This is a genomic window from Bacillus sp. SIMBA_026, from assembly GCF_046535335.1.
GTDB classification, from domain to species: domain Bacteria; phylum Bacillota; class Bacilli; order Bacillales; family Bacillaceae; genus Bacillus; species Bacillus velezensis.
Map to the genome: position 1 here is coordinate 1 of NZ_JAWRWX010000207.1, position 267 is coordinate 267.

At 63.3% G+C, this 267-nt stretch carries 1 protein-coding gene; it reads left to right on the forward strand.

All coding sequences use genetic code 11. From position 1 onward, the window contains the following. Window positions 1-35 precede the first annotated feature (35 nt). Window positions 36-267 (forward strand): SixA phosphatase family protein (locus SB847_RS21220; RefSeq protein WP_410578610.1); only part of this gene is annotated, 232 nt, incomplete at its 3' end.

The window sequence follows — 267 nt, forward strand, 5'->3', positions numbered from 1 at the left end:
CGTTGCTTGTGCCTTCGCGGTTATAGGGTTGGAGGATGAGCGACCACCACATCAAGCGCTTGGTGATCATGCGCCATGCGAAGGCGGACTGGCCCACAGGGGTGCCCGACCATGACCGTCCTTTGGAGGAGCGCGGCCACCGGGAAGCGCCCCTGGCCGGGAAGTGGTTGCTCAAGCACGGCGTTGTCCCGGACTTCATTCTCTGCTCTTCGGCGCTCAGAACCCGGCAAACGTGCACGTGGGTGTGCAGCGAACTGGGCGATAAGG